This is a genomic window from Acetobacter sp. KSO5 (assembly GCF_044094635.1).
Classification (GTDB): Bacteria; Pseudomonadota; Alphaproteobacteria; order Acetobacterales; family Acetobacteraceae; genus Acetobacter; species Acetobacter cerevisiae.
In genome coordinates this window covers 2,158,645-2,182,956 of record NZ_CP172014.1, presented here as the reverse complement: position 1 = coordinate 2,182,956, position 24,312 = coordinate 2,158,645, and the positions used below count along the sequence as shown (strand labels likewise).

General features: G+C 54.7%; 16 protein-coding genes and 2 pseudogenes. 12 read left to right on the top strand and 6 right to left on the bottom strand.

The annotated features are described in order from the left end of the window. Positions 1-237 precede the first annotated feature (237 nt). The 3 genes from ACHQGU_RS09785 to ACHQGU_RS09775 all read right to left on the bottom strand — a co-directional run bounded on the left by ACHQGU_RS09785 (position 238) and on the right by ACHQGU_RS09775 (position 5,276). Positions 238-780: a hypothetical protein gene (locus tag ACHQGU_RS09785; RefSeq protein ID WP_395494912.1), complete on the bottom strand. Its 543-nt coding sequence runs from the start codon at positions 778-780 to the stop codon at positions 238-240. A gap of 342 nt (positions 781-1,122) precedes the next feature. Continuing rightward, complete coding sequence (locus ACHQGU_RS09780; protein ID WP_395494911.1) at positions 1,123-4,458, bottom strand: Hint domain-containing protein; 3,336 nt, start codon at positions 4,456-4,458, stop codon at positions 1,123-1,125. A gap of 137 nt (positions 4,459-4,595) precedes the next feature. Continuing rightward, entirely contained in the window at positions 4,596-5,276 is a 681-nt protein-coding gene (locus ACHQGU_RS09775; protein ID WP_395494910.1) for a helix-turn-helix transcriptional regulator, read from the bottom strand. Between the two features lie 157 nt (positions 5,277-5,433). On the opposite strand from ACHQGU_RS09775, the gene ACHQGU_RS09770 reads away from it, so the two are divergent. From ACHQGU_RS09770 to ACHQGU_RS09750, 5 genes are all read left to right on the top strand, one after another. After that, positions 5,434-5,685 carry a hypothetical protein gene (locus tag ACHQGU_RS09770; protein WP_061506553.1) on the top strand — a complete coding sequence of 84 codons (252 nt, stop codon included), beginning with the start codon at positions 5,434-5,436 and terminating at the stop codon, positions 5,683-5,685. Position 5,686: 1 nt separating this feature from the next. Beyond that, positions 5,687-6,535: a hypothetical protein gene (locus ACHQGU_RS09765; RefSeq protein ID WP_395494909.1), complete on the top strand. Its 849-nt coding sequence runs from the start codon at positions 5,687-5,689 to the stop codon at positions 6,533-6,535. 5 nt (positions 6,536-6,540) lie between these two features. Then, complete coding sequence (locus ACHQGU_RS09760; protein WP_395494908.1) at positions 6,541-7,497, top strand: hypothetical protein; 957 nt, start codon at positions 6,541-6,543, stop codon at positions 7,495-7,497. A 100-nt stretch (positions 7,498-7,597) separates the two neighbouring features. Then, complete coding sequence (locus tag ACHQGU_RS09755; RefSeq protein ID WP_395494907.1) at positions 7,598-8,149, top strand: hypothetical protein; 552 nt, start codon at positions 7,598-7,600, stop codon at positions 8,147-8,149. A 476-nt stretch (positions 8,150-8,625) separates the two neighbouring features. Next, positions 8,626-9,621, top strand: a complete 996-nt coding sequence (locus ACHQGU_RS09750) for an LLM class flavin-dependent oxidoreductase (RefSeq protein ID WP_395494906.1) — start codon at positions 8,626-8,628, stop codon at positions 9,619-9,621. On the opposite strand, the pseudogene ACHQGU_RS09745 reads toward ACHQGU_RS09750, so the two are convergent. Together ACHQGU_RS09745 and ACHQGU_RS09740 are read right to left on the bottom strand one after the other, a co-directional pair. Then, a pseudogene (locus tag ACHQGU_RS09745) lies at positions 9,604-10,791 on the bottom strand (OB-fold nucleic acid binding domain-containing protein); the annotation flags it as partial. The gene ACHQGU_RS09750 and the pseudogene ACHQGU_RS09745 sit on opposite strands and share 18 nt — an antisense overlap. A 414-nt stretch (positions 10,792-11,205) precedes the next feature. After that, positions 11,206-11,963, bottom strand: a pseudogene (locus ACHQGU_RS09740) (IS5 family transposase). A 458-nt stretch (positions 11,964-12,421) separates the two neighbouring features. On the opposite strand from ACHQGU_RS09740, the gene ACHQGU_RS09735 reads away from it, so the two are divergent. The 7 genes from ACHQGU_RS09735 (at position 12,422) to ACHQGU_RS09705 (ending at position 22,409) form a co-directional block, all read left to right on the top strand. Beyond that, the gene (locus tag ACHQGU_RS09735) at positions 12,422-14,287 is read left to right on the top strand and encodes an ABC transporter ATP-binding protein/permease (protein ID WP_395494905.1); all 1,866 of its coding nucleotides are present in this window, start codon (positions 12,422-12,424) and stop codon (positions 14,285-14,287) included. A 1-nt stretch (position 14,288) separates the two neighbouring features. Then, positions 14,289-15,644: a TldD/PmbA family protein gene (locus ACHQGU_RS09730; RefSeq protein WP_395494904.1), complete on the top strand. Its 1,356-nt coding sequence runs from the start codon at positions 14,289-14,291 to the stop codon at positions 15,642-15,644. 25 nt (positions 15,645-15,669) lie between these two features. Further along, the gene (locus ACHQGU_RS09725; protein ID WP_395494903.1) at positions 15,670-17,121 is read left to right on the top strand and encodes a metallopeptidase TldD-related protein; all 1,452 of its coding nucleotides are present in this window, start codon (positions 15,670-15,672) and stop codon (positions 17,119-17,121) included. Between the two features lie 57 nt (positions 17,122-17,178). Continuing rightward, positions 17,179-17,508, top strand: a complete 330-nt coding sequence (trxA, locus tag ACHQGU_RS09720; protein WP_395494902.1) for a thioredoxin — start codon at positions 17,179-17,181, stop codon at positions 17,506-17,508. Between the two features lie 5 nt (positions 17,509-17,513). Then, on the top strand, positions 17,514-18,413 hold the full coding sequence (locus ACHQGU_RS09715) for a hypothetical protein (protein ID WP_395494901.1): 900 nt from the start codon (positions 17,514-17,516) through the stop codon (positions 18,411-18,413). Between the two features lie 99 nt (positions 18,414-18,512). After that, positions 18,513-20,834 carry a TonB-dependent siderophore receptor gene (locus ACHQGU_RS09710; protein WP_395494900.1) on the top strand — a complete coding sequence of 774 codons (2,322 nt, stop codon included), beginning with the start codon at positions 18,513-18,515 and terminating at the stop codon, positions 20,832-20,834. Between the two features lie 627 nt (positions 20,835-21,461). Then, positions 21,462-22,409: a LysR substrate-binding domain-containing protein gene (locus ACHQGU_RS09705; RefSeq protein WP_395494899.1), complete on the top strand. Its 948-nt coding sequence runs from the start codon at positions 21,462-21,464 to the stop codon at positions 22,407-22,409. Positions 22,410-22,704: 295 nt separating this feature from the next. Here the strand turns inward: ACHQGU_RS09705 and ACHQGU_RS09700 are convergent, their stop codons facing one another. Next, positions 22,705-24,048, bottom strand: a complete 1,344-nt coding sequence (locus ACHQGU_RS09700) for an IS1182 family transposase (RefSeq protein ID WP_395494532.1) — start codon at positions 24,046-24,048, stop codon at positions 22,705-22,707. Positions 24,049-24,312 lie beyond the last annotated feature (264 nt).

Below are 24,312 nucleotides of genomic sequence, written 5' to 3'. Positions count from 1 at the left end.
GGCGGAACGGCCGAGATGAGGCGACAGCAGTCTGTCTGCTCAGTTTGAATGAAGGGAGTGGCTATCAAATCGTGTAAACGCCCTTTGTTGGGGGATAACTGTGGTCCCGAATATTAGTATCAAGTATAAGATAGTATAATGTGATTGCGTATGATGTATGTATTCTAAAAATACACTAACAGTCGACACGCAAGTGCCTCTCCTGTGAGGAGAGGCACCATGCTCTCATGAGGTGCGTTACGGCAGTGTGTCTCCCTGATCGCTCTCATGCTGAAGTGTTGCCCTCAGAAGGTTTCCGACCCAAATCTGCACGGAAATATTCTCAGTGGATGCTTTCCTGAAAATTTCTTCTGTCAGATCATTAGGTAGTACAACAGAGAAGGGTTCCGTTCGTCCGGCTTCAGGAGGCATTCCAAAGAGGCGGATGTAAAGGTAACTCAGATTTCGTCCCTGCAGCCATCGACGGACAGAAGCGTCCGTCATCGGGATAACCAGGTGACCGGGATATCCACCATATGTCCAGGGGGTGCAACCGTGACCCCGGCCCACCAAAAAGAAAGCACCTCCTTCTGTGCGGTAAAGCTCTTCCTGATAGTAGTCGAAATCATCACCACACAACTCAGGGGCCTGAACCGTCGCCAGTTTTTCTGCTGTGTCTGTATCGTAAAAACAGTCGTCTATGATTTCGAATACTCCATCAGAAGAGTAGCCACTTGCGGGGACATTTCCCCTGTTGAACTCGTCTTCGACGAGTTCTTTGATAAAACTGGAAATATTCATAGATTTTCCTTTTGTTCTATTTTTCAATTGTTGGCGATACACAGAAAATGGAACGGATTTCACCTGATGTTGCCCGTTGTGTATTTTGTTTCTCTGCGTCTTTTCTTCATATTATCCGAATATTGTTACGGCAAGAGGGTCATATCATTTTACTTGACAAGCAAAGGGGAGGAGGTACAGTCAACGTCGACTGTTAGAAAAAAATTTATTTCCTATAAAAAATTTCGCTATTTTTGATCCGAATCGTCTGATTTTGCCGTCATCCGTATGGCGTTGCATCTGCGCCGTTTCGCGTCACACTTACGGTCGCAGATCTGCTTCGCTCTCTTTCCGTGAGTTGGGTTATCCCGCCCTCTGCGTGTCTGCTGCTGCGCGAAGGGCCATCTGCAAGCTCTGAACGACACACTGCTCGTTATGCTGATCGCGGATATAGTTTTGGCCAGCCTTCGAGTTTTGATTAAACAGGTTGCGGTTGGTGTGCGTGCGAACAATCAGCTGTGCCAGATTTGCATTTCCGGTGCCGACAAGCTTTGTCAGTGCTTCGGGTAAGATCAGTCCCTCGGTGGCGATCGGCGTCATGACACACGGCACGCCTGCAGTAAGACTGTCGAGGACTTTCCCTTTAATGCCTGCACCAAACCGCAATGGGGCAACCGTCAGCCGAACCTGATCCAGTATGGAGGAAAGATCGGGAACGTGCCCAAGAATATGGACACGGTCACTGGCAAGACGCCGGATCCGTTCCGGCATGGCGCTGCCAACAAGATGGCAGATGATGTCCGGCGCCTGTTTCCACACCAGCGGCATGATCTCGTCGACCAGCCAGTGAGCAGCATCAACGTTGGGCGCATGAGTAAAATTGCCGATAAAGGCAACGCCCGTACGTTTCTGAAAGCCCCGGACACGTTTTCTGACAGGGACCGCCCATGGTGCATGCACAACAGTGGTAGACGGCACGTCCCGGCATAGGATATCCAGTTCAGCAAGAGAATGAGTCAGCACGACGTCTGCCTTGCGGGCCATCTCATATTCGGACGCTTTCAACCGGCGTGCTGTTGCGAGCAGTTCGGGACGGCCCTCAATGACAGCCTGACGGGCGACGCGAACATGATGCAAATCCGCTACCGCATAAACAACCCGGGCCCGGTGCTGGGTCTGGCGAACAAGGGTCATGTAACGCGATGCCACATGTTGCCGATGGAGGTAAACAACGTCGTAGCTGTTGGCATGCCGCGTCAGAACCTCTTCCACCGAATTATAAAATGGCACGTTGCAAAGCATGACATCCGGAACAGGGAAGGGAGCCCGCGTTCCCATCCCGTCAGCGGCGACAAAGGCGACCTGATACCCCAGAGTTTGCAGGGCTCGGATATGCGACAGAATAGCCACTGATCCGGCATCCCGCTGGCCGTCCGGCAGGGCGCTGTCGATGACCAGCGCTTTCGGGGCAGGGGTAACGGATTCAGTATATCCTCGTCTGGTGAGTTGCCGGGTCAGCGCCATACGGGTGTGGTCTGTGGCTGTGTCTGCATGCACCTGCTTCAGGCGATCGACCTGCTCCAGCAGGAAGGATAAGACATGGTTTTGTGTTTCGAGGCTTTCTGCCGACGAGACTGCGGTCTGCACCACTTGCTTCAGATCCGGATCAAAGCTGTCTGCGGATGGTAGAATAGCGGGCGCACCCAGTAGAGAGCCATTGGCGGCCCAGCGTATTTCTATGGTGTGCCGCGTCAGCGGAGAGAGGGGAGGCAGCAGAAGAAGGTCGAACCCGCAGCCTTCAGGACCCTGTCCAGCCTGCAACACATCGGGGCGACGCCCGTTTGCGACCGTGCTGGCACGAAGCTGCCCATTGACCACGATCTGAAGGGGTGCGGGCACGTCCGGGGTGGTGGGGTTATAGGCCCAGCCTGCAATCCGGTCCCGCGACACGAGATCAACCCAGCCGCGAAGAGAGTTCGGACAAGCGGGGTGAGTGGTTCGAGTTTCGGTCTGCGTTTCAACCACAGGTTCAAGGCCCCAGGGAGCATGTCCGAGCTGACCTGTTCCGTGCAGTGGCTGAACATCAATCATATGGCGCTGGTGCGGAGACAGGCCGCCGGGAACAATGAACCGGAAACCACACGCCATCCCGACATCCTGTCGTGTCAGATCGGCCGTGATGGCCCCAATACAGATGCCATTATTCAGAATGCGCAGAAGAACAGGTTCGGCGCTGTCAGACCGCCGCGCCCATCCCCTGATTTCCGTGTGGCTCACAGCATCCAGGTAGCCTTCCAGATGCCCTGAGCCGGACGGTTTTTCCGTGTTGTCTGGCCCATCTGTCTGGTTCAGACGATTTCGAATAGTTTCAAGAAGAACACCTTCTTCAACCCGCGGGGCACAATATCGGGCCGGTTTTTTCTGGGTGTCGGGATACAACGCAGCGTATTCCGGGGCATTGTGGAACATGCCGCGTGAGGAATCATCGATGAAGCTTTCTGCAGGAGCGCCTTCGGCCAGCAGGATATCATGACTCTCAAGCTCAACATGAAAATACTGGACACGATCAACCCGTTCCGCCTGCCGGATGGTCTGGCCGTTGACCAGCAGAACGGCCGGAATCAGGACATCATCGATGAACATTGCATGCAGCGGGGAGACCCAGAGATCGCGTCGTGGCAGGTCGTTACCCAGAGACCCGGCTGTAAAAATGACAGGCAGAACAGAGGGGTTTCGGGAGGCAAAACGTCCGGAATAGCTTCGGTGGCCAATCCAGTGGATGGGGCGTGTCTCCCCGGATGCTGTCATAACCCGGTCACCAATTTGCAGCGCTTCTACGGGGATATCGCCATGATCGGTGGTGATCAGGGTCCCGGCGCAATAACAGGGTGTGCCATCATCAACCTCCAGGGTGGCCAATGTGCCGCCATGTCCATCGCTCGAGAGAACGAAATGCTCGCCTGTATACTCTCCGTCCAGTGTAACGGATGAGGTGACACCCTTTGCAGTGACGTCAAGAATAGGGTCACCCACGATTTGGGCTGTTGCAGTATCGTCCCAGCTCAGAGCAGAAAAATCGAGACTGCCACCATCGTCAATCGTGACGCCGTCCGCAGGAATGGAGTCAACGTCGAGACGACCGCCGCTTGCGACAGTCACATTCGTAAATGTGGCACCTGATTGCAGAGAGAAAGAGGCTCCCTGCCCAAGGGTCACACCTGTAACGGTCGCGCCTGATTCAATCAGCATGCCGCCGTTCTGCTCAAGCGTGACATTCCTGATAGTTGCCCCGGAATCAACCCGCATGCTCCCGCCGCGCAGGGTCGCATCGTCTACTGTCCCGGCAACTTCGATGTATCCCCCATCTGTCAGGAGAACGGTATGGGCGGTACCGCCCTGTTCGATGATTCCCCAACCTGTACTGGTAAAAGTAGCGTCTTCCAGAAGACCGCCATAGGCTTCGAGAAAGCCGTTTTCGTCGTTATCCCCGGTGACGGTCACGCCGGAGGCAAGGCCGCCAGCGCTGATAGTGAGGTCGCCCTGATCGACAAGGGTATTGAGGGCTGTGCCGCCGTTCTCAACCCATAACTCTCCATCATCTCCAAGCTCAGTGTCCTGCCACACGGCACCATTCACGATGTGAACATCCGAACTGACGAGATGTGTTCCTGACGATGAGGCTGACGTCACCTTGGCCATTACACTGAAATCCTTCCCGGACGAACCGCAACGAGGCGCGGTGTTTCTCAGGAAAGATTAGGTGAGGAACTGTAGAAAAACAAGCGGGAACACGTACAATTTTTATTGTGTGATTTTTCGTAGATCGAAAGGCGCACTTATCCTCGTGGCAGACCGCCAAACCAGACCACTTCTCCGACAACCTTCAGGCTTTGAATGTCTTCTGCCGACAGGTCCTGCGGGGGGTAACGATCGTTGTCAGCCAGAACGCGTATGCCGCCACCCAGGCGCAGGTCAAGGCGGCGCAGCATGACGGTCTCATCGATTTTCAGGGCGTAAAGTGCGCCGCCCTGAACCTGGGTCGAGGCTGTATCGATCATGACGATATCTCCATGGAGCAGGGTCGGTGCCATGGCATCGCCTGTGACATCTGTCAGGCGGAGTGCTGCGATGGACGGGCGCGTCAAAGTCGTCTCCAGCCAGATTTTGCCAACCCGCAATCCTTCTTCCCGGTCATCCAGCCAGGGGATGACAATCTGGTGGCCACCGCGTTGCGGAGCGGGGCGGGAGGGAGATTGGCTCAGGGGTGTTTCGCCAACGCCATAGGCAAGCCAGTCCAGTGTCACGCCACAGACCCGTGCCAGGGAGGCAACGGCAGAGAGCTTCATCTCACTGCCGTTCATGTAGTCACGCAAAGTTGTGTAAGGCACGCCCGCAGCCTTTGCGGCATGTGTAATGCCAATGCTCTGGGCAGCCTGACGCAGCCGTTCCCCGCGCTCGCGCATCAGTTTGATCTGCTCATCCATGAGCTTGCGCTTTCTGGGTCGGGGCGGTGGCATGCGAACGCTCCATAACGGAAAAATTCGTCATTATACGACGAAGCGCTTGCATGTATAGTCGGGGAGCTGTAAGTTCCATAGAGGGCATATGAAGCGGGTCTCCGTGTCTCATGGGCCTGTTCTCGCATGAACAGCGCGGTCTGTCGAAGGGTTTGTCATGTCTCATGAAGCGCCTTGCCTGTCCTCCGGGCCGCCCCGGGATCGCCGGCTCGAAGACCTCCACGCCGGATTGCATGATGTCATGCGGCTGGTGGAACTGGAGCATCAGGTCCTTCGGGGGCGGCTTGATACCCTCAGAGCCGATACGGATGGTGTAAAAACCCTCGAAGGCGTCATTGTTCTGGGGAGCGTGGTGCATCAGAAACTGACACATCTGCTCGCGCTCTGCCGTGACGCAGGAGATCTGTAAGATGTCGTTCCTGATCTCGTCGCTGTCAGGGATGATCCGTTCGGCCCCGCGCCTGAGTGCCTTGCTTGCTGTCGCCGGCGCAGGCGGCCTGAGTTTTATTCTGTTCTCCGGGCCGCACGGTGAAACTCGCGATTTGCAGAAGGTGCTGGTTGAGCGTCATCCTCAGGGCATGCGGTCCTGCATGCTGTTACGCTCTGGTGCGGGGATAGACTTTCGTGAATGGTCCAATAAACGGTTCTGGATGCAGTCGTCGCCCTGGACGGCTCCCACGGCCCATCCGTTTCTGTTTCATGCCGGACCAGCAGACGAGGCACCCTCGGATCTGGTGACGGATCTGACGCAGCGTGGTGTTCTGGAACGGCATGTCGTGCCAGTCACATTCAAAACGTCCGGCGCAACGGAAGAGGCCGTATTTTACACGACATCCCGGAATAATCCGGATTTTAGCTATACGCTGCGCCAGCCCGGGCGCCTCTTCGACGGGTATATTCCGATTGCGACTCTGGCCTATCCTGAACAGGTGTCGAAAAAAGGGGAGGAAGAACGTGATGAACCATTGCTGCTTCATCCCTATCTGATCAGTGAGGTTGATGGGGTCTGTGTCGGTCTGACGCTCCGCAGGATTGTCGATATCCGGCATCCGGAGCATGACCCGACCGGACGGGAGATCATTACGGCGACGGCTGTGTATCGCAGCGACGGCCCGAAAGACTGGATGCGGACACCTGTCTTTCGACGCATGGCGGGAACATTTGCCGGGCTGGAGGCCGGGGCGGAAGTGCGCCACCATCTGATCTATCGCAAAGGGACTGATGGCCTGACGCTTTTTGCCGAGCAGCCGGAAGGATGAGTGTCATGCGCGTTCAGGGCGTTTCCCTAAAAATCTGTCTTGTTGCCATGAGTTGTCTGGCCTGCGCGTTGCCGGAACGGAGTTATGCCGCTTCAGATGCTGAGGCGGCCAAGGCAGCTGATGCCATATTGGAGCAGGTTCGCCATGATCCGGCAGATCGTGGAGAGATCGAAAATGGCGACAGTCGGCGGGTCTGTCTTTCTATCGGGTCAGAGGCCTTTCTGAGCCTTTCGGCCTATCCGCGTTCGATAGATGTGGCCAATCGGGTTGAGAAAGGCATTGAGCCCGGTGCAGGGTATAATGCCTCGACACAGGGCGTGCTGTTTGGGGAAGGACCGCGCAATGTGGAACCAGGTCCTTTCATTCAGGCGTTGATGGACGCTGGCCTTGTGCAGCGGGTTCCTGTGACCTGGCGTGTCCATGCTCAGCATCCTGCAATGCCAACTGCAGCGCAACTCGGGCTTCATGACCTCGACGATAATTCGGAACCAAAGCCTGAGGAAGGTCCACCGGGTCAGGAAGAAACCACGCAGCATTTTGCAGGGGATCTGTTTCTGGCCACAGGTCCAGAAGCCATGGCGATCTTTGACGGACCTTCAGAAGACCAGAGCGTACAAAATAGTCTGAAGGCACCTCCTCTCGCTGGAGATACCGCGCCGTCCGAGGTGCGGGTGCCAGCCCGGCTCTGTTACGGTCTTACAGCCCAAAAAGTTCTGGAATATGGTCAGTTGCAGTCTGTGGCGCCACAGCATGACCGGATAACAGTCGTTCTGCTCATGACACCAGAGGGAGCACCGACCTGGGCACAGGATCCTCGTATCCTGCAGGTGCTGAAAGGCCATTTTGTGGTGCCTCGGGATGTTCGCATTGGTACCTATGACAGCTATGGCGATGGCTGGCACAAAAATAACCTGACTTTTCTGAAAGATCTTGCTGAATCAGGGCACGTGACCGGAGAGTGATAAGCGTTCGGATAACGTGCCCTTGGTGTTTTGCGCGTTTGAGAAAAATCAGAGTTAAAACACTTTTTTTATAATAAGGCGTCTCTGGAAAGGGTATTTCATGAAAAAGGTATTTGCAGGACTTTCTGTCGCCCTGGGGCTGACTGTTAGTCATCCGCAACAGGCACATGCTGTGAACTGGCAGAAGCTCGTCGATGCAGCAGCATCGCATTCGTACGGCAATGAGCAGGGAACGCAGCCGGGGAGGGCGGCGACATCAGTTGATGCACCGTTCTTCGCACAAACGCAGGGAATAAAATTTGCCAAAGGGTCATTTTACCCATCCGATCCTGCGTCCGATCCAGATGCTCAGGCGCTTGAAAAGGCACCCCGTATTGTGGATGTCAGTTTCGGACCGTCACAGCCTCATGTGACGGTGCTGATTGCCTATTCCAATTATTATGGTCCCGTGGGGACGCATATTGCGCTGACTGACGCGCAGCATAAGGTGTTGTGGGAGAGTGAGGCGCCAGAGATCCGTATTCTGCCGACAGAAAATGCAGGTGTGCATGATTTTGCGTCTGCACTGTCCTATCCCGGGTGGGTCATCAACAGGTGGCAGCCTGCTTCTCATACATGGAGCAAATTCACGTCGGTGGGCACGCCGTTCTGACCAGAGATCTGGCGTATGACGATGCTGAGACTGGTGGATATCCCCGCACGATCATGAACGTGGCCTGCGACCGTAAATGAGATCGATAGTCTGAGCCAATAACGAGAAATGACGTCACAATGACGCCATTTCCCGTCCTGTCATCGTCCCCGACGGGGTCATGACACTTCAAAACTGCTGTCATGAATGGCGTCAGACTGTCTGGGCCGTAAAAATGGCCGCCTTTTTTTCCTTTTCTGTCCCGTTTTTGTCTCTTTTTCGTCCTTTCGGGGGTATGTGAGGGCACGCTACCGCAATTTCGTACGCACACTTCGTATGCATATGAAATTGCTGGTTTTTTTCTTTTAGTTCTATCGCATTTAAAAATGCTCTCTTCTCCTTCAACAGATTGGTAAGAATAGGATATTCATCTGGCGGCTTGGAGTATGTTGTCTGCAGTCCCATGTGAAGAAGGACTGGATAAAAGGACTGTTCCCATGATTCCGCTCTCAATTCTTGATCTGGCATTCATCAATGAACGGAGTTCTGCTGCAGATGCGCTACATCGCAGCGCGGACCTTGCTGTGCATGCAGAGAGTTTAGGGTTCCGTCGCTTCTGGCTCGCGGAACATCATGCTATGCCCGGTATCGCTTCTGCCGCGACTGCTGTGGCTATTGGATATGTTGCGGGAGCGACGAAAACCATTCGGGTGGGGGCAGGCGGCATCATGCTGCCCAATCACGCACCGCTTGCCGTCGCCGAAGCGTTCGGGACACTGGACTCTCTCTATCCCGGACGGATCGATCTTGGATTGGGGCGGGCCCCAGGCTCCGATCAGGCGACCATGCGGGCACTGCGGCGTGATCCGGGCTCTGCTGATCGTTTCCCTCAGGATGTTGCGGAACTACTGCATTATTTTGAGAAGACTCAACCGGGTCAGACGGTTTTTGCTGTGCCGGGAGCTGGGCTGGATGTGCCCGTCTGGTTGCTCGGCTCCTCGCTGTTTTCCGCGCATCTGGCCGCAATCATGGGCCTGCCGTTTGCGTTTGCCAGTCACTTCGCACCGGATCTGATGGAAGAGGCTCTGGCACTTTATCGCCAGCGTTTTGAACCGTCAGAACGTCTAGAGAAGCCTTATGCCATGCTGGCCGTCAATGCGATTATTGGAGAAACACCAGTCGAGGCGCAGCATGCAGCGACTTCGCTGGAGCAGCATTTTGTCGCGTTGCGCCGAGGGCGCCCAACGCAATTTCCCACACCTCGCGCTGTTTCCTGGAGCGAACCAGAGCAGGCTCTTATCGACAGAACCCTGCGTTATACGTTTACGGGAACGGCAGATGTTGTGGCCGCAGGCATTTCTTCTTTCATAAAACAGCACCAGCCCGACGAACTCATGATTGGAGCGCCTCTCTTCTCACAGGCTGCGAGGCGGGCAACCCTTACCGGGATTGCGCAGAGGCTGATAGATCGTCAGTCAGTGGAAATTTCGTGATTTCACCACCAGATGTTCGGATCTGGACTCCTGCTGATCTATGCAAGCATTTTGCAAAGAGCGGTTACCGACATCCGTCAGCAATCTCGATAAGTCCCTGATCTCCTTCGCCACCAGATGCACGACCTCGCCCTCCTTCTGCAGCATGCCTTTTACGGCAAGCATCTGTCCGCCCAACACCGCCCGTCGGTTGACGTCGAATAGATCCGGCCAGATGATGACGTTCATGGTCGCCGTCTCGTCTTCCAGTGTCAGGAACACCACGCCTTCGGCGGATCCGGGCCGCTGCCGGACCAGCACCAGTCCCGCCACGCTCACGCGCTTCCCATCCTTGGCATTTAATGCCTGCCGACAGGAGAGGATGCCCTGTTTCTGTAAGTCTTCACGTAGGAAGGTAACGGGATGGTCCCGCAAGCTCAGGCCAAGCCGGTTATAGTCCCGTATGACCTCGGCACCATCGCGCATGGGCTGGAGCAACACATCCGGTTCTTCGGCTTCTCGGGTGACCTGCGCTGCCGCAAACAGTGGCAGTGGCTCGTCCCGGAGTGCCTTGATCGCCCACAGAGCCTCCCGGCGTGCCAGTCCGAGCGAGGGCCGGAAGGCATCTGCCTCGGCCAGATGGGTGAGGGCTGCTGCTTTGACACCCGCCCGACGCCACAGATCATCAACAGATGTAAAGGGACGGGAGGCTCGTGCGGCAACAATGCGGGCGGCATCGTCATTGGCCAGCCACTTGACCAGACTCATGCCCAGTCGCACGACGAACATTCCGTTGGGGCTTTCCGGTCCTTCCAGCGTGCTGTCCCAGCGCGAGGCATTGATGCAAACGGGCCGGACTTCCACGCCATGTTCCCGCGCATCGCGGACCAGTTGTGCCGGTGCGTAAAACCCCATGGGTTGGGAATTCAGAAGTGATGCCAGAAACACATCCGGATGGGTGCATTTCATCCAGGACGACGAATAGGCCAGAATGGCGAAACTGGCGTCATGGCTCTCGGGAAATCCGTAAGACCCAAAGCCTTCCAATTGCTGATAGATCCGTTCTGCAAATTCTTCCGGGTAACCGTTGGCCCGCATGCCTTCGATTAGACGTCTCTGGAACTGTGAGACGGTGCCGGTATTTTTGAACGTCGCCATGGCGCGGCGCAACTGATCCGCTTCGGCGGCGGTAACCGGACAGTCTGCCGAATGGCTTGCCCCCCAGTTTGCCGAAATCGTAACCCTTGGTGCGACACTTGCGATCGGTGGTGCCGAGACGGTAGCGCTGTTCATGGAAGGGAGTGCCGAACCAGGTGCAAACCGCACAGCCATCCTGGAATGCTGAGTTCACGCGTCTGCAAGGCAAGGCGAATGTTGTGATAGAACCAAAAACGCTACCTTGGGGTAACCCCATGGTCCAGTTCCGCGATCCCAAGGGCACGATCATCAGCCTGTTCACGCCGGTAACTGAGGTTGCCCGCGCCCGTTTCGGAAGCCGATGACAAAGCACGGCTTGGCTGATGCGTAGCTCTGTGTAGCAGTAAACCACTGGATACTTGCTGATGCCGAGCTACGGATCGTGTTTGTATTAGGGCTAATCGACATTCAAGCGCTCCAGATCATGACTGCGGCGAGATAAATGAAGCCTGTGAAATGGATAGTTCTGCGATCGTAGCGCGTTGCGAAACGACGAAAATGTTTGAGGCGATTGAAGCATCGCTCGATACGGTTTCGGTCTTTGTAAAGAGCCTGATCGTGCGGGATGAACACCTTGCGGTTCCGTTTTGACGGAATGACAGCCTCTGCGTTCATGACAGCAATCTGTTCGCGGAACCCATTGCTGTCATAAGCCTTATCGGCGATGACCGCGCCCGCAGTCTGGCCTTCGAGCAATGCAGATGCCTGGGTGGCGTCATGAACCTGACCGCCGGTGATAATGAACCGTAACGGTCGACCCAGAGCGTCGGCCAGCATGTGGATCTTGGTGGTCAATCCACCTCGGGAACGCCCCAGCGCCTGATTTTGCGCCCCCCTTTTCCGGTCGCCGCGTGCTGGTGGGCGCGGACAATGGTGCTATCGATCATCAGATACGCGTTGTCGCGATCGGCGGTCAGCGCAGTGAATGCCCGCTCCCACACGCCGGCATGGTATCAACGACTGAAGCGCCGGTGGACAGTCTTCCAGTTTCCATAGGGTTCAGGCAGGTCGCACCAGTGGGCGCCGGATCGCGATACCCATAAACATCCGTTTACGAACAGACGGTTATCCGATCCAGTCCGCCCAGGATCACTCGCTTTCCCAGGCAACAGAACCCTGATCTGCTCCCACTGTGCTGTGCTCAATTCGTATCGCTTGATCCCCATCGACCGCTCCGCCCATCAACACGGAGACCTATAAAGCAGCGATTAATCTATTTGGGAATGCTGAATGTCGATTGGCCCTAGGTAACTTTCGCCTGTGCACCGATAGTCTCAGGGTGAAGAAAGATGTCTGCAAAGAGGGCGTTGCCGGACCAGAAACAGCCCCGCCACCTGCGTGATCTGAGCTGCCGCGAACAGCGGCTGGTCATGACAGAGGATGGTTGCGTGCAAGCCCATACGGGGCTCATTTTTACGTCTCCATATAAAAAAATAATACTCGATATATGTATTTCTTATTTGAAAGAATGGATTCTTTGTTGCTCCATCACAACGGAAGCAGGGTGATGAATTTGGCTTTTAGAAAAACCTGCTGGTTTGCAGGGCTGTCGAGGGCTGATGTTTCCCTCCATATCGGAAGCGATGTGGAGAAACGGTTCTGAGTTGAAAAGAGGGAGGCGGCCATGACACGTGATGATCATTTTGAAGTGCCGGACTCCCTGCAGGGCAGTTCAGGTCTGACTGATATGACAGTTAAAGGAGTGACTTCGCTGTCTGTGGGGTCTGGAGCTGAATGGGCAGCCAAAAGCCGGTTCCTCCGGAAAATCATTTTCCTGGGCAGGATTGCAGGTGCCTTTTTTGTATCGAAAGAATGGAAGAAGGCCTGGCCGCTTTTGCTGTTCTGCCTAACCATCCAGTTCGGTGCTGTGTATGTTTTCTCTTTAGAGACCGGCATCAACAAGAAGCTGTTTGACGCACTTCAGTACAAGAACATCGTCGTTATCCCCCGGTATGCCCTCGAATTCGTGGCAGTCGGATCGTTTGTCTACAGCCTGACCTATTTGGGTGTTTATCTCGAAAACGTTCTGGAGATGCTCTGGCGCAACAGGATTTCGGGACTGATTGCCGAAGAATGGCTGAGTAACGACAGGTTCTATTTCATTGAGCGAGCCGAGCGCGTTGAGAATGCTGACCAGCGTATTGCCGAGGACGTCAGGCTCGTTATCAGCGGCGTGTCCGGCATTTTCATGGGGAGCCTGCGCTCCCTTTACACGATCGTGGTTTTTACAGCCCTGCTGATCCACCGATCTGTGCCTGTGACGTTTCATCTTTTCGGGCATGAAATCACGACGCGTTACGACATCCTGCTTGCCGCCTATGTTTCTTCCATCCTCGCAACTGGGATTATTTTCCGAATTGGCCGCAAGCTGACGCGCCTGAACATGCGTCAGCAGCATTATGAAGCTGACCTGCGCTTCACGCTCGTATCGATCAGGAAGCACGCGGAGCAGATCGCTTTCATGGTCCGTGGCAGGATCGAGCATCTTCGTATCGTCACGGCTCTTTCGAGCCTGATGCACAATTATTTTGCCCAGCAGCGCATGGGAGTGATCGTTTCATTTTCCACGCAGATCGTCACCCATATCCAGCGCGTTTTGCCGCTGGCCCTGACCATTCCGCGTTATCTGGCAGGCCGGATGACGTATGGCGATATCACGCAGACGCAATCCGTGTTCGGAACTCTGAGTTCCTCCCTGACGTGGCTGATGCAGATGTATCCGATGTACTCTGAGACGAATGCCTCGTTTGACCGACTTTTCGTTCTGTTCGATGCCATCCGGATGCCTGAGGAACCGGGCATTATCCTAAGCCGAACGTCAAATTCCGGAATTTCTGTCGCCAACCTGGATCTTCACCTTCCCAGCAAAAGCAAGCCGCTTGTGACTATTGGGGCATGGTCGATCGTCCCCGGAGAAAAATGGGTTATCACAGGGGCTTCTGGCAGCGGAAAGAGCACCCTTCTGCGGGCTTTGGCAGGCCTGTGGCGGATCGGGGAGGGGACGATCATCCTTCCGCAGGATGCTCGGATCACATTCCTGCCGCAGCTGCCTTACCTGCCACAAGGGACCCTGCTGGAACTGATGCTCCAGACGCAGCCGCTGTCCGAAGAGGCGCGCGAACTCTGCGCGGATCTCCTCTGCCAGTTCCGTCTCCCCTGGCTCGTGGCCCAGCTGGACATTGGGGGAGACTGGAACCAGCGTCTCTCTCCCGGTGAGCAGCAGCGCTTCGCACTGGCGCGGGCTTTCGTCTCACCCCCTGACATCCTCATTCTGGACGAAGCAACATCCGGGCTGGACCAGAACACGGCCGGTGCCATTTACGCTAATCTTCTGGATCGCCCAGAGCTGACTGTCATCAGTGTGGCGCACACTCCTGACATCGTGATGCTGCATAGTAAGCGTCTGCATATTGCGGACGGAGCAGGCATTATTTCGGAAATTGTGGAGACATCGCCAGTTTCTCTTCTCTCTTCAAACAGGAAGTTCTGACATGCGTCATCGCAGCGAGATCGTCCGTCTCCGGCAGGACTTTGAACAGATTGCAGACCAGGCTTTTTCCTTCGGGAAGACAGCTGGTGCCGACGATGTTCAGATTTCATTGCAGGAAACCGAAAGCTGGACTGTGGGAGCCCGGAACCGGCAACCGCTTCAGCGGAACAACTCCATTCGCCGTAATGCTCTCATCAGTGTGGGGTGCAGCGGCATTCGTGCGTCCGCCGCTACAACGGATTTTTCATCCGATGCTGTAAAGCGTGCCCTGAATGCCGCGATCGACATCGCCCGATATGGTGAACGTGACGATCTTGCCGCGTTTGCCGAGGTCTCTGATTATTGCGCCGATGTCCGTGATCTGGACCTGTATCACCCTTGGAACATCAGCTATCCGGACGCGCTGGCACTGGCGCTTGAAGCGGAAGAAAGCGCACTGGCCGTCGATCCCTGCATCCAGCAGACGGAAGGCGCGTCCCTGTGGAGCTCGACCGGATTGTCCTTTCTGGCGTCGAGCAAGGGTTTCATGGGCTCCGTTCCGTGGACCCAGCATGGCATCTCCTGCTCTCCCATCGCCATGCGCGATGGCGCGCGTCAGGTCGAAGGCTGGTCCAGCAGCGAGCGGAGCGCGGCGCAGCTTGAAACGGTAGTGGATATCGGCCGCATCGCGGGTGAACGTGCGCTCGGCGCCATCGGCGGCCAGCAGATCCCGACCGGCACCTATCGCGTCCTGATCGATGCACCCACGGCAACGGGGTTGCTCGGTGAGTTCATGCGCTCCGTTTCGGGGCCGCTGCTGCGGCAGGGAAACTCATTCCTTGCCGGCATGCTGGGGGACGCCGTCTTCCCCGGGCATATCAGCATTTCCGAGGACCCGTTCCGCCTGAGAGGGCGCTCCAGTTCGCCTTATGATGCAGATGGGATCGCCGGAACGGTCCGTAACGTGGTGGATCGGGGGGTGCTGCGCGGATATTTTTTGGATCTGTATTCGGCCCGCTCGCTGAAGATGGCGCCGACCGGAAATGGCGGACAGACCTACAACATGGAGATCGTCAGTGCGCTAACAGCCCCGTCCGACACCCTGCAAGAGATGCTTAAGAAGCTCGATACGGGCCTTCTGATCACCCATATGGCCGGTTCGTCGGACCTGACCACCGGAACATTTTCCCGGGTGGTACGAGGGGTCTGGGTGGAGGACGGAAAGATCGTGCATCCGGTTGCCGGGGTTACGGTCGCCTCGAACCTGCGGGAGATGTTCTCGGGTCTCGTCGCAGTCGGTGCGGATACGGTCGAGCGCGGGCCATTCCGGACAGGATCGTGGCTACTCGCTGATATGTCCGTTGGGGGAAGCGTCTGAGATGTCGGGTCTTGCGGAAAACAGCATGAAGAGCAGTCGTATTGCAGGCGCACGTGCGGCCCTCGTGGAGCGCTATGGGCTGGATGAGGCCTTTCTGCAGGAGGTTTCTGAAAACGCGCTGGGAAGATGGGGAGACTTTGCGGATATCTATCTCCAGTCTCGTGCGTCCGAAAACTGGCGGATCGAGAATGGCCGGATCAAGGCCGGGACCTTCGAGATTGACCTCGGATATGGCATGCGCGCGATGCGGCATGCGGAAGTCTCTTTCGCCTCGTCCCAGCGGATTGATCGCGCTGCCATGGAGACGATGGCGCGCCAACTGACCGAAGGATATGGCGATGCCTCCCCGGTAGCGCCGGTTGGCCCCGTGCAACAGACCAGTTCCGAACGGGCGGATCTGTACGGGATTGCGGATCCGCTGCTGTCTTGGAATGCGGATCGCAAGATTACGCTGCTGCGGTCGATCGACGAACTCGCCCGTTCGCTGGATCCGAGGGTCGTGTCGGTCAACGCCAGCGTGCAGGCTTCGCATGAGACGGTTTGGGTGACACGGTATGACGGGTTTTCTAGCGGCGATATCCGTCCGCTCGTCAAGCTGGCTGTCGCCGTGACGGTTCTAGCCGATGGTCGGCGTGAAATGTCCGGCTCCGGATTTGGTGGACGTGCCGGATACGAGGTGCTGACCCCCGATGCGGTCGAAACCCTGGTCCGGAAGGTCGTCTCTTCCGCGCTGACCAAGCTGGAAGGTCGTCCCGCCCCCGTAGGCCCGATGACGGTTGTCATCGGCGCAGGCTGGAACGGCGTTCTGCTGCATGAGGCGGTGGGTCACGGGCTTGAAGGCGACTTCAACCAGCGCGGCAGTTCGGCCTTCTCTGGGCGGATCGGGGACCGGATCGCGGCTCCCGGCGTTACGATCCTTGACGATGGCACGGTTCCTGGCGGCCGGGGTTCCCTCAACATGGACGATGAGGGTGTCGGGAGCCATCGGACGGTTCTGGTCGAGGATGGGATTCTGCGGGGCTACATGCACGACCTGCTGAGTGCACGGCAGATGGGATGTGCCCCGACCGGGAATGGTCGTCGCCAGTCCTATTCGTCCCTTCCGCTGCCGCGCATGACGAATACCTACATGGAAGCCGGAACCATGGAGCCTGCGGAAATCATCGCATCCGTAGGACATGGAATTTACGTCGACAACCTCTCCGGCGGTCAGGTGGACGTGACAAGCGGTCGCTTCGTGTTCGAGGCGTCCGAGGCGTTCCTGATTGAAAACGGAAAACTCACCGCGCCTGTCGCCGGTGCCACGGTCCTCGGAAACGGTCCGGACACGCTGCGACAGATCAGCATGATCGGAAATGACCGAATGCTCGATGGTGGTGTCGGTGCGTGTTCCAAATCCGGGCAGACCCTGCCGGTGGGGGTAGGGCAGCCAACATTGCGTGTGGACGACTTGATCGTGGGCGGGAAGGGATCATGACACCTTTTCCGCACCGAGATCGTTCCGAAAAATCCAGATCCAGAAAAGAGAAAATCCATGAGCACCATCATCGCCGTTTCAGAAGATAACTTTGACGATATGGTTCTGAACTCCGAACTCCCCGTTGTCGTGGACTTCTGGGCACCATGGTGCTCGCCCTGCAAGCAGCTGATGCCCATTCTGGATGATACTGCCGAGACCTATGCGGGAGAAGTGGTGGTTGCGAAGGTCAACGCCGACGAGAACCCGGACATCGTCGGAAAATACAATGTCCGCGGCTTGCCGACCGTCATTCTTTTTTCTGATGGCGAGGAGCGTGAGCGTTTCTCTGGTCTGCAGACCAAGAGCCGCATTTCCGCTTTCATCGTCCGTAATCTCGGGGGTTGAGCGTCATGCAGTCTTTTCTGGACAATCCTGCCCTCAAGCGCTCCCTGTTGCAGAAAGCCCAGACCTTCCAAGCATCCGATGGCTGGACCACTCGTCCAGTCTACTGGGATGGAAAAGGGGGCAGTCTGGTCGGCGGTCTGCTGGGCAGTGAAGATCTCGATCAATGGACCCGCGAGTTTGCGCTGCCGAAATGGACGGCCCTGCTGCTGGACATGGTTGCCGTAATGCAGCCTTCCGCAGAAGAGGCGAAAGCAGCTCAGATTTCGCTTCTGGAGGCTCTGCCTGTGGGTGTCGACCTGGATCAGTACGGCAACCTTGTTCTCTCCCGATTCCTGAAGGAGACGGAAAAGGATTTGTCGTTTCTCCCCACGAATCACCCTCTACGGGCAATTCTGGCAGGCGTCATGGAGCTGCATGAAGCTGAAATGTTGGGAAAATCGCAAAAGCCTGCCGAATGGCGCAAGGCACGATCCGAGGCTATCGCAGTAACGGATCAGGCTGCGCCAGATAGTCTTGAAGCAAAATTTGGAGCCGTTATCGAAGCGGCAGCCTGGGATCCCCGGACGTCACGCTCTGTTGTCGCGGATACGTTCCGATCCTGGGTCAATGCGCGACGGGATGTTGTCGTTCAGCAAAAGGTGGCTGACCAAGGTTTACTTACATTCGAAGAAACAAAAGCTCTGCTGGACAAGATTCATGCGGAAGAAAGAAAAAAGAGGAAAGACCCTAAGGAGTTCATACATGTTTTTGGGATTATGGAGGAGCGATACCCCAAAGAACATAAGGATATGATGAGTTTTCACCGTATTCAGCATGAGGAGGCAGTCAAGCAACGAAATAAAGGGCTGGATATAATTATTTCTGGTCTCAAAAGCTCTTCTTCTTTGTTTCGATGTACATGCTAACAAAATCACTTATTCAGAATAATTCTTTCGGATTTCTTATACGGATCTGACCACCCTTTGAAAATATCTCACGTAGTCTCGAAGAATGGGAGGAATAAAGTGAACTTCTCGTTGCTGTATCGGAACGTAAACTTATGCCTTACTGCAGGACTTTTGGGGACTTGTGCTTCTGCCTATGCAGCTGAAGCTCTGCCGGCTCAACAGAAGAGTAGTCAGATTGCTGATACAGTGATTGCTCTTCCTCGTCAGCCTTTGCGAATGACAATTTCAGAGATATCTCGTCGGACTCATGTACCGGTGATCATTGGTTCGGAAGTTCCTGATACGGTTTATGCGTCACCGGTCAAATCCAGAATAGCGATGGAAGCGCTTCAGCAAGCCCTCGCTGGAACAGCTTATACTGTATATACTGACAAGCTCGGCAAAACATATATTTTGCCAGCCAACCCCGAAAATATTAGTGTTATCGCAAAGCGTAATGAAGCTGAGACTCAGTACAACGTGGATTCATCTGCCTCATCTACGCGGACCGGCGGTTCAGTCCGTGATCTTCCGCAATCATCGCGGACTATCACCAGTGCGTTAATAGCGGATCAGCAAATACAGACCGTCGCGGATGCAATGCGAAACGCGAGTGGTATGACCGTTAACAAAAGCAATCTCCAAGGGGCAAACGGTTACACCGTTCGTGGTTGGACAGCCACTGGTATGACGAATGGTATGCTAGATCCGACGGGCCCGATGCAGCCTCTAGCGAATGTCGAACGTGTCGAAGTTCTCAAAGGCCCCGCTGCCCTTCTCTCGGGTGGGAATAACATGGGTGGTTCGGTCAATATTGTTACGAAGAAGCCAGTTGCTACTCCTCTCCTAAATATTGAAGGCATGTATGGCTCATATGATGATCGCAAGATCACGGTAGACGGGTCCACAGCGCTGAATCGCGCCAAAACATTGAGCGCGCGTATTGTAGGCGATTATGCAGATCAGGACCGCACGTGGGCCGGATACAAGGGGCGCAAAGAATATTCAGTTGCGCCGTCGCTCCGCTTTAAGAACCGGAATGTCGATGTCACGGTCGGTGTCGAAAACTCGAAGGTCCGCCAGCCGCAGACGGGATATGCCGTCATTCAGGCGCCTGGCGATGATCCGCAGATCGTAACTTACGGGCATGCTTTCGGGCCTGACAATCAGGGCATCGACATGTGGAACACACGATGGTACTACGAAGCAACTTGGAATATCAACCGCTGGCTGACATTTGTCAGTCGTAGCCATCTATCCAATACAACAACACTGGTTGATATGTATGGTACGGCTGCCTATGAAGGCAATAATAACTACCTGATTATGCAGACAATTGACAAACAAGTATCGTCGCAGCAGGCGACCGATGATTATCTGCGTGCTAAGTTCAAAACATTCAATGTAAAGCATACAATATCAACCGGAATGAATTATTCTCAGTATATGGTATCGGACTATGGTGCAGATGCAACTGACAATAATATATTTACCGTTGGTCCACTCAACTCCAGCACGCATCTTGCGGCCTTCCAACCCGCTAACACATTCGAGTATCGTCTCGGAACACGGCAGTTGGGATTTTACGGTCAGGATCTGATCGAGTATGGGCGCTTCCATTTTTTCGGGGCCATCCGTCATACCAGTTACCGCTCTTGGGGAAACAACTCCGCTCCTGTTACGATTGGCAAGATAACCCCCATTGCGGGTGTTGTTATAGACCTGACAAAACAGGTTTCCATTTATGGAAGCTGGGTGAAGGGATTTACTCCGAACTACAGCATAGGGACGGACAACAAACTTCTGCCCTCCCAGACGACAACGAACTTCGAGGCTGGCGTAAAAGCGCAGTTCTTCAAGAAAAAACTGGATCTTGTTGCATCCGTCTATCGACTGGACCAGAGCAATTATTCCGTGCTGGCAGCGGGATACACGAACAGGTACACGGTTCTGCCCGGTATGCGTACTCAGGGTATCGATATCGATCTGAGCGGAACGATTTTGCCAGGATGGCAGATTTCTGGAAGTTTTACTTATGCAGGGTTTAAATTTCTCAGCAATGCTCTTCAGAAATACATTGTTCCGGCACAGCCAAAGATTAAATACAGCCTCTATACAAGCTATGTCATCCAGGACGGAATGTTCAAACGTGCGGGAATGGCATTCGGAGTTTATGGAAACAGCAGCAGCTCGGCGTCGTCTTATTATCCAAAATATACGTTGGGATCACAGCACGAAATTGATCTGAACTTCTTCTACACTTACAGGAAAATGAAATTCAACTTCGGTATTACCAATCTCGAAAATCGCAATATCTATGGCGTAAGCAGTACTTCAACTTATATTTCGGTCAATGGGCCCCGCATGTTCCGAGGTACGATGTCGTACTCTTTCTTCTAAAGCAGCAAGATCTGACTGTTTGAAATGCTTTGCGGTCTTCTTTCTTTGTTGGAGACCGCAAGGTCATTGCGTCATGAAAAGATTGCGTCAAAGCGCGCCGGGCTATCCTGCTTTTCGTATGAGGTCTGAAGAGGAACGGGGGGATTTTGCTAGGCGGCATGGACGAATGGGTTGATGCAGGACGAAGGGTTGAGCCGAGGCGATCTGCATAAGGCGGAGTAGTGTGTTTTGAAGAGCCATGATGCCGATGCCATCAGGACGGGTCTTGCGAAACGCAACATCGAAGTCGTTATTCCTAGCTGACCAAATCGCCGTCAGTTTCATGAGCTGCTCCATATCGCCATCGCCAGATATGGCTTCAAATTCGGCTACACCCCCGAAAACCGGTTAGATAATAGTCAAACGCAGGAGATAGTTGGTTAACATCTCTGAAAAGGTTGTCTACAAAATTCCACTTTTGTCTCGAAAGCGTTCAGAGACAAAGAACTTTTCACGAAGGCGTGCTATTTCAATCCTCAGAATATTTGTCACCAACAACCAGACGGTAAGTTCATGTAGTCGTGATATCATTGGTCAAACTGCAACATCACAAGATATGTAGTTTCCTATGAGAAAATGGGCTCTGAAATGACAAAACCCGATATGAATCATTTGCATCTCAGGCGTTTGAACCTGAATCTGCTTTACACTCTTGATGCCATATTGAATTCGGATTCCCTCACAGAGGCAGGGCGCCATATCAGGCTCAGTCAGCCTGCGATGAGCGTTGCATTCAAGAAGCTTAGGGACCAGTTCGATGACGAACTGATCATTTATCTTGCGGGTGACCGGGTTCTGACACCTCTGGCTGAAAAATTGAGGCCGCGTGTCAAGAGGCTCCTTATGGACTTGAATGAGACATTCAATCTGCAAATTGATTTTGATCCGAAAACCAGCAGAAAAACATTTCGACTGGCAGCTTCGGAGAGCTTGGCTACGATGCTTTTAGGGCGGGTCGTACCCCGGATGCTCATGGAGGCCGAAAATATCAATGTTATCGTTTCATCTCTGAATAAGACAATACAGGCCGAATTGTTTGAAAGCGGAGTAGATATGGTGATTACTCCCCAGTCAGGTTTTGACCCAAATTTCCCGTCTCTGGAACTCATGATGGATCGATTGTCCTGCATGGTGTGGGAACATCATCCTCTTATCAAATCCAATATTACTTTTGAAGAATATCTGGCGGCCCGTCATGTAGCTGTGTCCGACACTTCGGATTTGTCCTCTCGTTCAGGGGAAATACTCTCCCGGAGACGGATCGTCGCCACGACAAGCCGGTATGGGACACTTCCTGAACTCATAATTGGGACGGACCTTGTGGCAACAGGAAGCAGTTGGGTGCTTCAGTATTATGCTTCGATGCTCCCTGTGAAAGTTCTTCCCTTACCATTTCCCACTGAACAGACCGCTGTTTTGGCACAATGGCCCGATCACCGCACGTCTGACCCTGCACATCACTGGTTGATGGCCCATGTGAGCGGATTTACAGAGACACATCGCCAAGCGCGCGCAATTGCACATGGAAGAGAATGATACTTATGATTTACTTGTATGTAATGAAAACCACATGCTAGAGAAATATAAATAACTTCTTAACTTTTATTTATTGGATGGTAGATTATAATTTAATATCTGTTTCGTGGAACCTCCAGACTTATGTATGACTTTCGCCTTCGTCTCGGACATGCCATAGGGTCCCGACAATCCGCGAAGTGGACATGCAGGAAGAGGAAGCATGACTGCTGCTGCGCCCGCTAGCAAAGTCATTTTTTCTAGCAGCCTGTCGGGTTGGGCATTTTGCGGCTGATAACGCCGAGGCTGACCCGGCTTATGCTGCGTGAAGCCGTGCCATTCTTTTGCAGTTGTATGCGAGAGCGACGAGTGTCCATTCGGTCGTGACTTTTGCAAGGCTGCGCAGACTGAATCTTCTGAACCCCATGATGCTTTTGATAATTCCAAAGACCGGTTCAACGGTCTGTTTTCGTAGTCTGTAAACATCTCCGGCTTCTGTGGTTTCCAGCCTGTCCTTCATGGCAAGCCGCCAGGGTTCGGTTATCCGGCGTGGCTCCGTGTTTTCAGGAGGTGGCCGGAAATCATATGGCCTGCGGGCGCGAGGCCGTCCGATGGCGACCAGCGGATCGATGCCTTTTTTCCGCAGGTCCCGGACCGCCTGCCCGTTGGCGTAACCGGTGTCGGCGAGCACTGTCTTTGGGAGACCGATCGTGCTTTCCATCGACAGCACGGTGCTGGCAAAGGACGGCGCGTCCGCTGATGTGGCGACAACGTCGGTTGTCACGATCAACTGACTGCCTTCGGCGCAGACCACGGCCTGGGCATTGTAAGCCTGCCGGAACTCGTGAGCGTCCGAACGCCGCATGAGGCGGCTGTCGGGATCGGTCAGACTGATCTGCCGGTCGGGTGGTGGTTCATCATCGGGCGGTTTGGGCGCCCGGCCGCGACGCCCTGTTTTTGCGTCATACACCGCCTTCTTTTTCTCGTATGCCGATCGCGCCGCCTCGGCCTGCGCCTTCGCATCTGCTTCCAGCCGGGCGCAGGCTTCGTCCAGCTTCGCTTTCAGTGTTTCCCGTCGGGCAAGCGCTTCCGGCAATGCCTGCGGATCGCTGTCTGTGGCATCTGCGTGCTCCGCCTGGTCCATCAGTTTCGCGATATCCACCGCCAGCTGTTCGCGCAGCGCCCTGATCCGGTCGTAGCGCAGGGAACGGTATTTCGAAGCGTCGGCATCAATTTTCGTGCCGTCGATCGATACTACACCCAGACGCAGCAGACCCGTCTCGCGCGCCAGAAGCAGGACCTGCGCAAATGCAGCTTCAATGGCTGTCCGGTTCGTCCGGCGGAAGGTCGCAATCGTATCATGATCCGGATGCAGGTTCGCCGCCACGAAGCGTACCCCGATGTCGCGATATGTCGCCCGCTCGATCCGGCGTGAGGAAAACAACCCGTTCGCATAGCTGAAGATCAGAAGGGCCAACATCAGACGCGGATGGTACTGTGCCTTGCCACCCGTGCGCACTGGCACGCAGAACGCACTCATCGGAACCCGCTCAACGGCTGCGACAATGAAATGCGCCATATCGTCAGCAGGAAGCCACGACTTCAGATCAGGAGGCAGAAGATACGGCTGAGACCGGTCAAACGGGATGAAGCTGCTCATCTCACCACCTTACAACCTCACCCCTTCACAGGGTACCCCAACCCGACAGGCTGCTAGGGATTCTGCGCGTCTGATGATCGAATTTGGCCGACGATGATATTGGCAAGGAGGCCCGATTTATTCTTAATTTGCGACTGTCGTAACTAGAGAGCACATCTCGCCCTCGCAACCAGACTTCCCTTTAAATCGAAGCTCTTCAAGAAATGTGCGTCGCACATTACGTTCTTAGAAACAAGAGCTTGATTCATGCGCTGATTCGAGAAC

Excerpts from the sequence above, each read along its gene's own strand:
- ACHQGU_RS09785 (WP_395494912.1), bottom strand. The coding sequence starts at position 780 with ATGAATATTTCCAGTTTTATCAAAGAACTCGTCGAAGACGAGTTCAAC.
- ACHQGU_RS09780 (WP_395494911.1), bottom strand. The coding sequence starts at position 4,458 with ATGGCCAAGGTGACGTCAGCCTCATCGTCAGGAACACATCTCGTCAGT.
- ACHQGU_RS09775 (WP_395494910.1), bottom strand. The coding sequence starts at position 5,276 with ATGCCACCGCCCCGACCCAGAAAGCGCAAGCTCATGGATGAGCAGATC.
- ACHQGU_RS09770 (WP_061506553.1), top strand. The coding sequence starts at position 5,434 with ATGTCTCATGAAGCGCCTTGCCTGTCCTCCGGGCCGCCCCGGGATCGC.
- ACHQGU_RS09765 (WP_395494909.1), top strand. The coding sequence starts at position 5,687 with ATGTCGTTCCTGATCTCGTCGCTGTCAGGGATGATCCGTTCGGCCCCG.
- ACHQGU_RS09760 (WP_395494908.1), top strand. The coding sequence starts at position 6,541 with ATGCGCGTTCAGGGCGTTTCCCTAAAAATCTGTCTTGTTGCCATGAGT.
- ACHQGU_RS09755 (WP_395494907.1), top strand. The coding sequence starts at position 7,598 with ATGAAAAAGGTATTTGCAGGACTTTCTGTCGCCCTGGGGCTGACTGTT.
- ACHQGU_RS09750 (WP_395494906.1), top strand. The coding sequence starts at position 8,626 with ATGATTCCGCTCTCAATTCTTGATCTGGCATTCATCAATGAACGGAGT.
- ACHQGU_RS09735 (WP_395494905.1), top strand. The coding sequence starts at position 12,422 with ATGACACGTGATGATCATTTTGAAGTGCCGGACTCCCTGCAGGGCAGT.
- ACHQGU_RS09730 (WP_395494904.1), top strand. The coding sequence starts at position 14,289 with ATGCGTCATCGCAGCGAGATCGTCCGTCTCCGGCAGGACTTTGAACAG.
- ACHQGU_RS09725 (WP_395494903.1), top strand. The coding sequence starts at position 15,670 with ATGAAGAGCAGTCGTATTGCAGGCGCACGTGCGGCCCTCGTGGAGCGC.
- trxA (WP_395494902.1), top strand. The coding sequence starts at position 17,179 with ATGAGCACCATCATCGCCGTTTCAGAAGATAACTTTGACGATATGGTT.
- ACHQGU_RS09715 (WP_395494901.1), top strand. The coding sequence starts at position 17,514 with ATGCAGTCTTTTCTGGACAATCCTGCCCTCAAGCGCTCCCTGTTGCAG.
- ACHQGU_RS09705 (WP_395494899.1), top strand. The coding sequence starts at position 21,462 with ATGACAAAACCCGATATGAATCATTTGCATCTCAGGCGTTTGAACCTG.
- ACHQGU_RS09700 (WP_395494532.1), bottom strand. The coding sequence starts at position 24,048 with ATGAGCAGCTTCATCCCGTTTGACCGGTCTCAGCCGTATCTTCTGCCT.